This window comes from Polynucleobacter sp. AM-26B4 (assembly GCF_018882285.1).
Lineage (GTDB): Bacteria > Pseudomonadota > Gammaproteobacteria > Burkholderiales > Burkholderiaceae > Polynucleobacter.
This window is the reverse complement of the sequence record NZ_JACVOT010000001.1, coordinates 530,784-543,302: the sequence shown is the minus strand read 5'-3', so window position 1 is coordinate 543,302 and position 12,519 is coordinate 530,784. Positions and strand designations below refer to the sequence as shown.

The 12,519-nt window shown below is 44.7% G+C and carries 18 protein-coding genes; 10 read left to right on the top strand and 8 right to left on the bottom strand.

Annotated elements, in window-relative coordinates; translation table 11 throughout:
- Positions 1-48: 48 nt before the first annotated feature.
- The 6 genes from ICE88_RS02715 to ICE88_RS02690 all read right to left on the bottom strand — a co-directional run bounded on the left by ICE88_RS02715 (position 49) and on the right by ICE88_RS02690 (position 3,798).
- A complete protein-coding gene (locus ICE88_RS02715; RefSeq protein WP_216249067.1) occupies positions 49-681 on the bottom strand; it encodes a riboflavin synthase in 633 nt (210 codons plus the stop codon).
- A gap of 16 nt (positions 682-697) precedes the next feature.
- Positions 698-1,834, bottom strand: coding sequence for a bifunctional diaminohydroxyphosphoribosylaminopyrimidine deaminase/5-amino-6-(5-phosphoribosylamino)uracil reductase RibD (gene ribD, locus ICE88_RS02710; protein WP_216249065.1), 1,137 nt, complete (start codon positions 1,832-1,834; stop codon positions 698-700).
- Positions 1,835-1,891: 57 nt separating this feature from the next.
- A complete protein-coding gene (locus ICE88_RS02705; RefSeq protein ID WP_216249064.1) occupies positions 1,892-2,482 on the bottom strand; it encodes a Tfp pilus assembly protein FimT/FimU in 591 nt (196 codons plus the stop codon).
- Positions 2,479-2,844 carry a hypothetical protein gene (locus ICE88_RS02700; RefSeq protein WP_216249062.1) on the bottom strand — a complete coding sequence of 122 codons (366 nt, stop codon included), beginning with the start codon at positions 2,842-2,844 and terminating at the stop codon, positions 2,479-2,481. The genes ICE88_RS02705 and ICE88_RS02700 overlap by 4 nt, the downstream gene beginning before the upstream one ends.
- A gap of 88 nt (positions 2,845-2,932) precedes the next feature.
- Positions 2,933-3,586 carry a hypothetical protein gene (locus ICE88_RS02695; RefSeq protein WP_216249060.1) on the bottom strand — a complete coding sequence of 218 codons (654 nt, stop codon included), beginning with the start codon at positions 3,584-3,586 and terminating at the stop codon, positions 2,933-2,935.
- Positions 3,583-3,798: a prepilin-type N-terminal cleavage/methylation domain-containing protein gene (locus ICE88_RS02690; RefSeq protein ID WP_216249058.1), complete on the bottom strand. Its 216-nt coding sequence runs from the start codon at positions 3,796-3,798 to the stop codon at positions 3,583-3,585. Before ICE88_RS02690 ends, ICE88_RS02695 begins: the two co-directional genes overlap by 4 nt.
- A gap of 138 nt (positions 3,799-3,936) precedes the next feature.
- Here ICE88_RS02690 and ICE88_RS02685 point away from each other — a divergent pair, with 138 nt between their 5' ends.
- Positions 3,937-4,218, top strand: coding sequence for a BrnT family toxin (locus tag ICE88_RS02685; RefSeq protein ID WP_216249057.1), 282 nt, complete (start codon positions 3,937-3,939; stop codon positions 4,216-4,218).
- Between the two features lie 10 nt (positions 4,219-4,228).
- On the top strand, positions 4,229-4,438 hold the full coding sequence (locus tag ICE88_RS02680; RefSeq protein ID WP_089515263.1) for a BrnA antitoxin family protein: 210 nt from the start codon (positions 4,229-4,231) through the stop codon (positions 4,436-4,438).
- On the opposite strand, the gene nrdR is transcribed toward ICE88_RS02680, so the two are convergent.
- Entirely contained in the window at positions 4,439-4,885 is a 447-nt protein-coding gene (gene nrdR, locus ICE88_RS02675) for a transcriptional regulator NrdR (protein ID WP_089515264.1), read from the bottom strand.
- A gap of 21 nt (positions 4,886-4,906) precedes the next feature.
- The gene (gene glyA, locus ICE88_RS02670) at positions 4,907-6,154 is read right to left on the bottom strand and encodes a serine hydroxymethyltransferase (RefSeq protein ID WP_216249056.1); all 1,248 of its coding nucleotides are present in this window, start codon (positions 6,152-6,154) and stop codon (positions 4,907-4,909) included.
- Between the two features lie 106 nt (positions 6,155-6,260).
- On the opposite strand from glyA, the gene ICE88_RS02665 reads away from it, so the two are divergent.
- The 8 genes from ICE88_RS02665 to queC all read left to right on the top strand — a co-directional run bounded on the left by ICE88_RS02665 (position 6,261) and on the right by queC (position 12,467).
- Entirely contained in the window at positions 6,261-7,019 is a 759-nt protein-coding gene (locus ICE88_RS02665; RefSeq protein ID WP_216251795.1) for an SDR family oxidoreductase, read from the top strand.
- Positions 7,020-7,073: 54 nt separating this feature from the next.
- On the top strand, positions 7,074-7,730 hold the full coding sequence (gene tolQ / locus ICE88_RS02660; protein ID WP_216249055.1) for a protein TolQ: 657 nt from the start codon (positions 7,074-7,076) through the stop codon (positions 7,728-7,730).
- 17 nt (positions 7,731-7,747) lie between these two features.
- Positions 7,748-8,170, top strand: coding sequence for an ExbD/TolR family protein (locus ICE88_RS02655; protein ID WP_215290924.1), 423 nt, complete (start codon positions 7,748-7,750; stop codon positions 8,168-8,170).
- Between the two features lie 40 nt (positions 8,171-8,210).
- Positions 8,211-9,011 carry a cell envelope integrity protein TolA gene (tolA, locus tag ICE88_RS02650; RefSeq protein ID WP_216249054.1) on the top strand — a complete coding sequence of 267 codons (801 nt, stop codon included), beginning with the start codon at positions 8,211-8,213 and terminating at the stop codon, positions 9,009-9,011.
- Positions 9,012-9,039: 28 nt separating this feature from the next.
- On the top strand, positions 9,040-10,326 hold the full coding sequence (tolB, locus tag ICE88_RS02645; RefSeq protein ID WP_370624420.1) for a Tol-Pal system beta propeller repeat protein TolB: 1,287 nt from the start codon (positions 9,040-9,042) through the stop codon (positions 10,324-10,326).
- A gap of 148 nt (positions 10,327-10,474) precedes the next feature.
- Positions 10,475-10,951, top strand: a complete 477-nt coding sequence (gene pal / locus ICE88_RS02640; RefSeq protein ID WP_216249053.1) for a peptidoglycan-associated lipoprotein Pal — start codon at positions 10,475-10,477, stop codon at positions 10,949-10,951.
- Positions 10,952-10,983: 32 nt separating this feature from the next.
- On the top strand, positions 10,984-11,727 hold the full coding sequence (gene ybgF / locus ICE88_RS02635; protein ID WP_216249052.1) for a tol-pal system protein YbgF: 744 nt from the start codon (positions 10,984-10,986) through the stop codon (positions 11,725-11,727).
- An 11-nt stretch (positions 11,728-11,738) separates the two neighbouring features.
- On the top strand, positions 11,739-12,467 hold the full coding sequence (gene queC, locus ICE88_RS02630) for a 7-cyano-7-deazaguanine synthase QueC (RefSeq protein ID WP_255535177.1): 729 nt from the start codon (positions 11,739-11,741) through the stop codon (positions 12,465-12,467).
- The last annotated feature ends 52 nt before the right edge of the window (positions 12,468-12,519 follow it).

Here is a 12,519-nt window from a genome sequence, read left to right as displayed (position 1 = left end):
CTTTTAGCTAATGCATGAGCCTTTTAGTCGCTCAGGACTCATTCAGGCCTAATTGGGCGCGAGCATGCGCTCAACATATCGAGCAATCAAATCAACCTCTAAATTCACCAAAGAGCCTGCCTTGAGGTATTGAAGGGTGGTGTTTTGAAGTGTGTGAGGGATGAGGTTGATGTGCATCAGGCAGCCATCTTGAAGATCTTCAACTTTATTGACGGTCAACGATGTGCCATTAACCACGATCGAACCTTTGTAGGCCAAGTACTTGGCTAAAGACAGAGGAGCTTTGATGATCAAATGCCATGAGCCTTCATTGTTTTGAGATTCATTCGTTTTAATTTGTTCGACTTGTTCAAAAAGTGTCACCGTGCCCATGCCATCGACGTGACCGCTGACCAAGTGACCGCCCAAGCGATCATTGAAGCGCAATGCTTTTTCAAGATTGATGTGACCAGGTTTATCCAAGCCCGTGGTTTTATCCAAAGACTCTGCTGATATATCGATCGCAAAATGTGAGTCAGTCATTGAGACCACAGTCATGCATGCGCCTTGAAGCGCAATGCTGTCGCCCAATTGAACATCATCCATGTCTAATTTTCCGGCGTTGATGTGTAAGCGAAAGCCATCACCGAGTTTTTCAACGGTGTCGATGTGTCCGATTGCTTGAATGATTCCAGTGAACATAGGTTTTCTTTATAAGTTACTTTTTTATAAGGCGCAAGCGCAAATCATGACCAATGGTTTGATGATCCATCATATCCCAAGCATCAACGCCATCAAGGCTTGTGAGAGTAGGTAGATTGGCCATGCCTTGAGCATCGCCTAAAAGTTTTGGTGCCATGTAGATCAATAGCTCATCGACGCAATTTTCGCGAAGCAGTGAGCCATTGAGTTTGAAGCCCGCTTCAACGTGCACTTCATTGACGTGACATTTTTCTGCCAAGTAAGTGAATAAGGCGGATAAATCAACTTTGCCTTTTGGATTGGATGTGTCAGCCATTTTTATCAAGCGAACATTCTTGGCTTTTAAAGCAGTTTCTATTTGAGCAAAGTGCGCATCATCCACTTGTCCGCAAACAACCAAGGTTTGACCACCGATGGTCTCATCCAAAATTTTTGCGTTGAGCGGAACTTCCAAAAATGAATCAATCAAGACTCGCATTGGTTGTCTTGCAGAAATATCTTTTGGATGAACGTCTCTGACATTTAGTTGTGGATCATCTTCTTTGACGGTGCCGATGCCTGTGAGGATGCAGCAAGCTCTGGCGCGCCACAGGTGACCATCGTGTCTGGCCTCTGCACTGGTGATCCATTGGCTCACGCCATTGTGAAGAGCAGTTTTACCATCGAGACTCGCAGCAATTTTCATGCGCACCCAAGGTTTCTTTTGCGTCATGCGTTTGATGAAGCCAGGATTGAGTTCCGTGGATTCTTTTTCTAAAAGACCGCAACGCACTTCAATGCCTGAGGCTCTGAGTGTTTCTAATCCTTGTCCTGCTACCAAAGGATTGGGATCCGTCATAGCGGCAATCACGGTTGATACTTTGGCAGCGATCAAGCTATCAGTGCAAGGAGGCGTGCGCCCATGATGACAACAAGGTTCTAAAGTGACGTACACCGTTGCACCTGTGACATCTTTGCCTTTGGCTTTGGCATCTTTGAGTGCATTGATTTCTGCATGGTCTGAGCCGACCACTTGTGTATGACCTACTCCCAGAATTTCATTATTTTTAACAATGACACACCCAACCCGAGGATTTGGGTTACTCACGAACATGGATTTCTTGGCTTCTGCCAAGGCCATGGTCATGTAGTCATGATCACTGGGGGTGTACATAAATAGTTTTAATAGAAAGCTGAAGGGATGCTTTATTTTAGAGGTGATTCAAATACTTTACAGACATTTTTGATTATCCCTATTGGGATTGCAGCTTCGCCAACGTCCACCAGGACCGAGAATCACATGCATTTGTAGCTGGGGGTACTGTCGGTGTTGCCAAATGATGCGATTGGCCACAAAGCCTCCATTGCGCAGTTGTGCGATGTTTCCTGATTGAAAGCTGATGTGCCGAGCTTTATACGGTGCACTCATGTCGGTGAATTGCTGACTGTCTTTTAATGAATCCTGAGCTATCTGAATGCGACCTTTTAAATGGCCACCATGCAAAGGATATTGCTTGAGTGTTTTAAATGCTTCTTCTGAAGAAAATATATTTTGAGTGATTTCCCAACCATCAGACCAGTCTCTGAATTCACCATCTCCCAGTGGTTTGAGCGTCACAGTTTGATTGGATTGTCTTGATAGTTGTCGGGCTAATTGCGCATCTTGAATAAATGCTTGGCTGACTTCATCCAGTTGTAAAAGTGCTATTTGTTGACTGAATAAATGTGCGGCAATTGCCGACATAGCAGCCATCATTGCAAGACAGATCAATGCCTCGATCAATGTGAAGCCTTTAGTTGAAATGCCAGTCATTGTAATCATGGCTTTTTCCATTCAAGGCGTTGTACGGTTCTCTCATTTTTTCTCGGTGTTGCAGATGCTTTCTTAGAACTTGAAGAAGTTTCTTTTGGAACATCCACTCTGATGATGCTTTGGATTGTTGTTTTACTGTCAGTCCGCCTCTGCTGCTCTTGAGTGGTGGCCGTCAATTTGAAATGTTGACTATTAATACCAGCTTTGCTTCTAAAGTTCTTTGGTCGGAAGGTCTCTGTTTCAACCAGGTGATTGGCTTCAAGCCCCTGAGCTATCAATCTTTCAGCGCTGATTAACTTTTGCTCGGTTAACCTGAAATTCTCTAAATATGATTTTTCACTACCCAGTATTCTGATCTGAGTGACAGTCATATTGAGGATGGCTGCTATGGATAGGGTGGTCAGCAGAATAAAGCTCAGCACACTGATCAATATAAAACCAGTTGAGTGATTGATGGGCTTATGGATTGATGGCTGGATGACGCAAGGCGTAGATCTTTTCAAGTTCAAGTGAGTGACGTCCTTTCTGAAGTTTTAAATAAATTTTTACTGCTTTGACTTGTTTCCAATGCGGATTGTTTTTGCTCGAGCGCTCGCTGATTTGATAAGGCTCGTACCACTGAATCAAACCATTCTCTTTGATGCCTGCTTGTATTTGCATTGATTGAATATGACCAATCAATGCGTCGTTCTGTAGTTGAGATTTTTTATTTTTGGTTTGTAAATACAGCACGCCATCACGTTGCTGATGATGTCCTTGCATTTGTACAAAAAAGGCTCTGTAGTTCATCTCTTCTTCTTTGTTGGTGCTGAAGAACGCATCAGAGCTGTCCATGCTGGCTGAGCCTTTCCTGATCTGAAATTGACCTGCTTGAGCATTGCTCATCGATGCACTGTCTTTGATCATCAATCGTGGGATCTTCGATCCTTTGGGGCTGCTGGCCATCTGAATGGCTTCTCCCATCATTTGCAAGGCTTGCAGAGCTTCACTTTGTAGGATTGCTTTGGCCGCTTGCTGATCCAGTGATGCATAAATTTGGTGTCCTGATTGAGTCAAGCTCATCAGAATCAAGCTGCCCGCGAGGCTGCAGATCAATATTTCTAGAAGATTCATTGATGGTCCTCATCCATCAGCGCGATTTCTAATTCGTGATCATCACTAGCGCGCAGAATTTCTAGAAATTGGGTCTCCAATTTAAGTGACTGGCTTGCAAGAAATTGTTGTGTGGAAAAAATGACAAAGTAAGAGCCACTCAATAGGCTGAGTGCAATCAAAATCTCAATGAAGGTGAAGCCGAGTGGATTGAAAGAAGTAGTGGGTGACATCAATCAATGATGCCAAATCAGGACCTGCTTGAAAATCAGCTACGGATGATTGGCTTGTAAGAAATTTCTGAAAATATTTTTTTGTGTCGCCACATGTTTTTTTCTTGTATATAATTAAAAAATAACTACAATATAGTTATGAAAAACATAACCTTTGAGTGGGATGAGAAGAAAGCTTTGTTGAATCTTAAAAAACATAAAGTTTCGTTTGAGGAGGCTAAGTCGGCTTTTTATGATGACTGGGCCAGGCTGATGAGTGATCCCGATCACTCTGACCGAGAGCGAAGATATATTTTGTTGGGATTGAGCAAAATTGCCAGATTAATTATCGTGTGCCACTGCTATAGATCGTACGATAGTGTGATTAGAATCATTTCCGCTAGAAAGGCAACAACTTCGGAAGCAAACTTTTATCCATAAAGGTGAATATATGCGTAAGAACTACGACTTCTCTGGGGCTAAGAAAAATAGTTATGCAGCTGCGCTTAAAAAACAAATAACTATTCGACTTGATGAGGACTCAATTTCATACTTCAAAGGAATCTCTGAAGAGGTTGGAATACCTTATCAGAGCTTAATTAATTTGTATCTCAGAGATTGTGCAACGTCTAATCGAAAATTAAATCTTAAGTGGGCTTAATTATTTAAGCTCTTTGAGCGCACTTTCAAATGATTCGATGTCTGCAAAGCTCTTGTAGACAGAGGCAAAGCGGATGTAGGCGACTTTATCAAGGCGCTTGAGTTCGCGCATCACAAGTTCACCTACTCGATCGCTGGCAATTTCTTTTTCGCCAGTAGCTAGTAAGCGCTCTTCGATATTTCTGATCGCCTCTTCAACGGCTTCTGCGGAAACAGGGCGCTTACGCAGTGCAATGCCCATCGAGTCAACAATCTTGCTGCGATTGTATTCAACACGACTGGCATTCTTTTTAACAATCGCTGGAAGTGCTAACTCAGGACGCTCATACGTTGTAAAACGTTTATCGCACTTTTCGCAACGACGACGTCGTTTAATGACGTCACCTTCCTCCGATACGCGAGTGTCTAGAACTTGTGTATCAGAGTGTTTGCAAAAAGGACAATGCATGAGCTTCTTTTATTCCCTGAATTAATTGCTGTAAACAGGGAAGCGTTTAGTGAGAGCTGATACCTGCTCACGCACCTTAGCAATGTTGGCAGCGTCGTTAGGATTATCTAAAACGTCTGCAATCCAGTTAGCCACTTGAATGGCTTCAGCTTCTTTGAAACCGCGGGTGGTCATCGCTGGTGAGCCCAAACGAATACCGCTTGTCACAAATGGTTTCTCAGGATCGTTAGGGATCGCATTTTTATTACATGTGATGTGCGCTTCACCCAAAACACGTTCTGCTTCTTTGCCAGTGATTTTCTTAGCGCGAAGATCCACCAACATCACGTGTGATTGTGTTCCTGAAGAAACGATGCGCAAGCCGCGCTTGATCAATGTTTGTGCCATTGCATTGGCGTTCACCAATACTTGCTTTTGATACTCTTTAAAGCTTGGCTCTAAAGCTTCTTTGAAAGCAACTGCTTTGGCAGCAATCACGTGCATCAATGGACCGCCTTGCAAACCAGGGAAGATCGCTGAGTTAATGGCTTTCTCGTGTTCTGCTTTCATCAAAATGATGCCGCCACGAGGACCGCGCAAACTCTTGTGCGTTGTAGATGTCACGATGTCTGCGTGAGGCACTGGGTTTGGATAAACACCCGCAGCAATCAATCCAGAGTAGTGAGCCATGTCGACCATGAAAATCGCGCCCACTTCTTTAGCCACTTTGGCAAAACGCTCAAAGTCGATGTGCAATGAGTAAGCAGATGCACCAGCAATGATTAATTTTGGTTTGTGCTCACGCGCCAAACGCTCCATCGCGTCGTAGTCGATTTCTTCACGAGCGTTCAAACCATAAGAAATGGCATTGAACCACTTGCCGCTCATATTAAGAGCCATGCCGTGAGTCAAGTGACCACCTTCGGCCAAGCTCATGCCTAGAATCGTGTCACCAGGCTTTAAAAACGCCAAAAACACTGCTTCATTGGCAGATGCGCCACAGTGAGGCTGAACGTTGGCTGCGTCTGCGCCATAAATCTGTTTCAAACGATCAATCGCCAATTGCTCAGCAACGTCTACATACTCGCAGCCACCGTAATAACGCTTGCCAGGGTAGCCTTCGGCATACTTATTGGTTAATTGAGAGCCTTGAGCCTCTAAAACCGCTGGAGAGGTGTAATTTTCTGAGGCAATCAGTTCAATATGGTCTTCTTGACGCTTATTTTCAGCTTGGATGGCATCCCACAATGCGGGATCAGTTTTGGCCAATGTTTCACTACGTTTGAACATGATGTGGGCTTTCTATGGGAATCAAGTAATTTGTCGCAAGCATACGCTAAACTCTGCAGACCTAAATGATACAAAAAAACCAGTAAGGAGACCAAAAATGACTAAGTTGACAGTATTAGTGACAGGCGCCACTGCAGGCTTTGGCCAAGCGATCGCCAAGCGTTATTTGGCTGAAGGCCATAAAGTAGTGGCAGCAGGGCGTCGCGCAGACCGCCTAGAGGCCTTAAAAAAGTCTTTGCCAGCCGATCAGCAGGCCCGTTTACACACTGAAATTTTGGATGTGACCAATAAAGACATGGTTTTTGCCTTGCCAGCAAAACTGCCTAAGGAATTTGCAGGCGTGAATGTTTTGGTGAACAACGCTGGTTTAGCTCTTGGTTTAGAGCCAGCACACCGAGTTGATTTAGATGATTGGGAGCAAATGGTTGATACCAACATCAAGGGTTTGATGTACATGACACGAGCATTTTTGCCAGGCATGGTTGAGCGCGGTGCAGGCCATGTATTCAATTTGGGTTCGATTGCTGGTCGCTACCCATACCCAGGTGGCAACGTTTACGGTGGCACAAAAGCATTTGTGCGCCAATTCAGCTTGAACCTCAAGTCTGATTTATTGGGTACACCTGTGCGCGTGACTGATGTGTCACCAGGATTGTGTTCAGGCACAGAGTTTTCAAACGTGCGCTTCAAGGGCGATGATGAAAAAGCATCTAAGGTGTATGACGGCGTCCAAGCTTTGACTGCGACTGACATCGCTGAATCAGTTTATTGGGCATCAACATTGCCAGCGCATGTGAACATCAACGTCATTGAAATGATGCCAGCGTGTCAGGCATCTGGTCCTTTGGCTGTTCATCGCAAGTAATTAAACGAATCACCTCACTTAACCCTAAGCTCAACCCTACGGAAATTAACGCTCATGCAAGCCACTCAAGATTTATCAATTCTGTCCTTGATTCTGAACGCCAGTATTTTGGTGCAACTGGTCATGTTGTTATTGGTCGGTCTTTCAGTGGCCTCATGGACAATTATTTTTAGAAAAGGTTTGGCTCTTAAAGCGGTTCGTCAAGAGACAGAGCGTTTCGAAAGAGACTTTTGGTCGGGTGGTGATTTGAATACTTTGCTTCAAGGTGCTATGCGCAATAAAGACCAATCAGCGAGTCTTGAGCGTATCTTTGAAAGCGGCATGCAAGAGTTTTTAAAGGGTAAAGAGATTGATGGAGCCCGACGCGCCATGAAAGCTGCTTACCAGCGTGAGATGGATACCTTGGAGGCGAACTTGCCTTTCTTGGCTTCAGTTGGTTCTGTATCACCTTACATTGGTTTGTTCGGAACCGTGTGGGGCATCATGAATTCATTTCGAGGTTTGGCCAATGTGCAGCAAGCTACTTTGGCCAGTGTTGCTCCTGGTATTGCTGAAGCATTGGTAGCCACTGCGATTGGTTTGTTTGCGGCAATTCCTGCGGTGGTTGCATACAACCGCAATGCAGCTGACATTGATCGCTTAGCGATTCGCTTTGAAACTTTCATTGAAGAGTTTTCAAATATTTTGCAGCGTCAACAGCAAGTTCGTTAAACGGAGATTGCTCATTCATGGCTAGTATCTCTAGAAAATCTGGTGGTCGTCGGCGTGCAATGGCTGACATCAACGTGGTGCCATACATTGATGTGATGTTGGTGTTGTTGGTGATCTTCATGGTCACAACTCCAATGGTCAATCCAGGCATTGTCAGTTTGCCAACAGTGGGTGGTGCACAAGTGCAACCAATGCCACCGGTCCTGATCAATATTTCTGCTGAAGAAGTTATTTTGATCAAGAGTGAGGGCAAGGCAGATAAAACTGTCACAAGAGCTGAGCTTGGGGCGTTTGCTCGTGAGCGCGCTGAATTAACACCTGATCAACCGATGGTGATTGCTGCCGATAAATCCATCAAATATGAGATTGTGATGGACGTGATGGCGCGCTTAAAAGAGAACGGTATCAAGCGCGTAGGGTTGGCGGTTAAGAGCAACTGACACATCACTGAGAGATGAATTGAGCGCAGCAGCATTTCCAATGAATCCCCTTAGAAACCGAATTCAGGCAGAACCTGGAACCGGCAAAGCCTTTGTGTGGGCTTTGGGGATGCATCTTTTGTTGTTTGGATTTTTGACCTTTGGTTTGAGTTGGAAAAGCCAAACGCCTGCTGGTCTTGAGGCGGAGATTTGGGACAATGTTCCGGTCATCAAAAGCGCTCCAGCAAACATTGATCCAAAAATCGATGCGGATGAAAAAGCAGACATTGCTTTGAAAAAGAAAAAAGAAGCAGTGAAAAAGCCTGAGCCTAAAGAAGAGGTCAAGGCCGCTAAAAAAGTTGATCCAAAAGAACTACAAAAACAAAAAGCTGAACAAGAAAAACTAGCCAAACAAAAACAAGAGCAAGCCAAAGCGAAGGCCAAAGCCGATGCTGAGCGCAAAGAGGCTTTGGCACAAGAAAAAGCACGCTCTGATCAATTGGCTCGCTTGAGGTCTGCTGCAGGTAAAGAAGGTGCTGCGGGTGGTCGAGGTGGTGTGGTTGGAGACGGTGTGGGTGGCGGCGGTAATGCCAAGCCTGGCTATGCAGATAAAGTGCGTAAAAAGATCTTGCCTTTGATTGTGTTCAATCCATCTTTGGTGGCGGGCAATCCGGCGGTAGAGGTTGGCGTAGAGTTGGCCCCTGATGGCACAATCATGAATAGAAAAGTTTTAAAGAGCAGTGGTGATGCTGCTTGGGATCGTGCTGTTTTAAGAGCTGTTGATGATGCTCAAACTTTGCCTAAAGATGATGATGGCAAGGTGCCTAAACAAATACGATTGACCTTTAAACCCAAAGATTAAATTGATTGATGAGATTGGTGAAGCAAAGATGAAAACAACTCTGACCAAGAACTTTTTGATGATATTTGCTTTGATGGCATTTTCAGTCGGTGTCAAAGCGCAAATGAATATTGAAATCACGGGTGTGGGTCAGTCACTGTTCCCGGTGGCTGTGATGCGCTTTGTTGGTGAAAATCAATTGCCAGTCAAGGTAACGGATGTGGTTCGCTCTAACTTGACTCGCAGTGGAGCGATTCGAAATGTCGAGAGTGGCTCTGCTGAGTTGGGTTGGGACATCAACCCTGACTTCAAGTCATGGTCTGCGCGAGGTGCTGATGCTCTAGCAGTTGGTAATGTCACCAAGTTATCAGATGGTCGTTTTGAGATTCGCTATCGTTTATTTGATATCCGCAAAGGCGAAAGCTTGGGCGGTATTGTTGTCACTGTTGGTGTTGAAGATTTACGTTTAGCAGGACACAAGATTGCTGATGACATCATTCAAAAGATTTTAGGTGAGCGCGGCATTTTTTCAACGCGCTTATCTTATGTGATTCGCTCTGGCAAGAGTCATCGCTTGGTGATCTCGGACTCTGATGGTGAAAATGCTAAACCTGCATTAGCAAGTAATGAACCAATCATTTCGCCTAACTGGTCGCCTGATGGCAAAAAAGTTGCCTACGTTTCTTTTGAGGCGCGCAAGCCAGTGATTTACGTTCATGAGTTGGCAACTGGGCGCCGCACGATTCTTTCTAACCAGAAAGGCAATAACAGTGCGCCTTCTTGGTCAGTGGATGGCAGTCAACTCGCCATGGCTTTATCGAGGGATGGCAATACTCAGATTTATAAAATCAATGCCAATGCCACTGGACTCCAACGTTTGACCAGAGGCTCATCCATTGATACTGAGCCACAGTGGTCGCCAGATGGTAAGTCTATTTATTTCACGAGTGACCGTGGTGGTAGCCCACAGATTTATAGAATGTCGACTGCTGGCGAAGCGGCCGGTGCTGCGCAACGAGTGACTTTTAAACATTCTTTTGTGACAAGTCCGCGCTTATCGCCAGATGGTAAAAATTTAGCTTACATCGCTCGTGTGTCTGGAGCTTATCGCTTGCACCTTCAAGATTTGGCGACTGGTGATGTCACACCCTTGAGTGATGGCACCAGAGATGAAACTCCTACTTTTGCTGCCAATGGACGATACATTCTTTACGCTACTCGCTCAGCAGGCAAACCAGTATTGATGGCGGTATCGATTGACGGTAAAAATAAGCAAACCTTGAGTTTGCCAGGCGCTGATATTCGTGAGCCTGCCTGGGGCCCATTCATGGACTAGTTGTCCAAAAAGTAATACATTCATCTTAATTTGGTACGATAGGGCTTAATTCATCGAATTAAGCCTTTTTTGATGAAAATTAACCAATAGAAACAAGTAAATAATAAGTACACAGATTAATTAATAAATATTTTGACTGGAGAAAATCATGAAACAATTTTCAATCGCTCGTCGTGCAACATTATTGTTGTCAGTAGCTTTGTTAACAGCTTGCGCATCTGGCGTGAAGTTGGATGATGTGAATGGTAAGGGCGGTACGGATTACAGCTCACAACCATGGAACGATCCTAAGAGCCCATTGTTCAAGCGCAGTGTTTACTTTGACTTTGATAGCTACGCTGTTAAAGCTGAGTACCAAGCAACATTACAAGCTCATGCTAATTATTTGAAGGCCAACAAAGATCGCAAGATCAAAATTGAAGGCAACACAGATGAACGCGGTACAACTGAATACAACTTGGCATTGGGCCAACGTCGTTCAGAAGCTGTGCGTAAATCATTGTCATTGCTAGGAGTGCCTGATTCACAGATGGAAGCAGTGAGCTTTGGTAAAGAAAAACCAAAGGCACAGGGTAGCAACGAAGCAGCTTGGCAAGAAAATCGCCGTGCTGATATCGCTTATTAATCGATTTAAATTGATTTAAGAAAAGAATACTCATGCAGCAATCAAAGTGCTTTAGTTTTCTGCACAATTCAACAGCGGCTTTGGCCGCTGTTGTTTTTGTAGGCCTATCTTTCACATCTCCCTCTAGTTTTGCTTTCATAGAGGATGGTGAAGCGCGCCGCGCTATTTTAGATTTGCGAGCGCAACTCTCAGCCAGTCAAAAAGCCCAAGTTGAACTTCAGGGTCGTCTTGACGAACTCAATCAGGAAACCGCTAAATTGCGGGGTCGTTCAGAAGTCTTGGAAAAGCAAGTTGAAGAGTTAACTGCGCAACAAAAAACTTTTTATCAAGATCTCAATGATCGGATGAAAAAACATGAGCCTCAAGTGATGGAGATTGAGGGTGTTCAAGGCAAAGTTCAACCTGGTGAAAAAGAAGCTTATGACGCTGCTTTAAAGGCTTTTCAGGATGGCAATTTAAAGAGAGCTGATACAGGGTTTCAGTCTTTTGTTAAAAAATACCCAAACAGCCCATATTGGCCATTGGCTCAATTCTGGTTAGGTAATTCAGAGTACGCACAAAAAGACCATAAGTCAGCGATTGCAACGCTCCAATCAATGGTTAAACGCTATCCTTTGCATGGACGTGTGCCTGATGCACTGTTAACTTTGGCCAATAGTCAGATTGAAGCAGGTCAGAAACCTGCTGGCAAAAAGACATTGGAAAATTTAATTGCCAAGCATCCAGATACTGAGGCTGCTGATTTGGCTAAACAGGCCCTCAAACGCTTGAAGTAATCGAAGATCGTATGTCCGTTAATTTTGAGATGATGCATGCCAGGAAGCGGAATGCTCCCGCCGTTGTTTTGTTATCGGGTGGTTTGGATTCGGCAACTGTTTTGGCGATTGCAAAAAAACTTGGTTACGCTGTCTATGCCTTGTCGTTTCGTTACGGCCAGAGACATTCTTCTGAGTTAGATGCTGCGACAAGGGTCGCAAAATCTTTGGGTGCAGTTGAGCATCAAATCATTGATTTAGATCTGCGCCGGTTTGTGGGTGGCTCTGCTTTGACAGATGATGCCTACGATGTTCCAACCAGTCCGGGCGCCAACAATGAAATACCTATCACCTATGTGCCTGCACGCAACACCATCATGCTCTCAGTGGCCTTGGGTTGGGCCGAAGCTTTGGGTGGTTTAGATATTTTCTTTGGCGCTAATGCGGTTGATTACTCTGGCTACCCAGATTGTCGCCCTGATTATGTGAAGTCTTTTGAAGCAACGGCCAATTTGGCCACCAAGGTGGGCGTTGAGTCTCATCAAGAGTCCACGCGCTTCAGAGTTCACGCCCCCATCATTCAGATGAGCAAGGCACAAATCATTGAAATAGGTATGTCATTGGGTGTGGATTTCTCGCAAACGGTGTCTTGTTATCAGGCCAGTACCGAGGGTTTGGCTTGCGGCCAATGTGAATCTTGCCGCCTTCGCAAACAAGGCTTTAAAGCATCGGGTGTTCCTGATCCAACTCATTATCTTTAAATTATTAGATATGAAAAAAGCCGGTCAAGCTAATGCTTCACCGGCTTTTTTA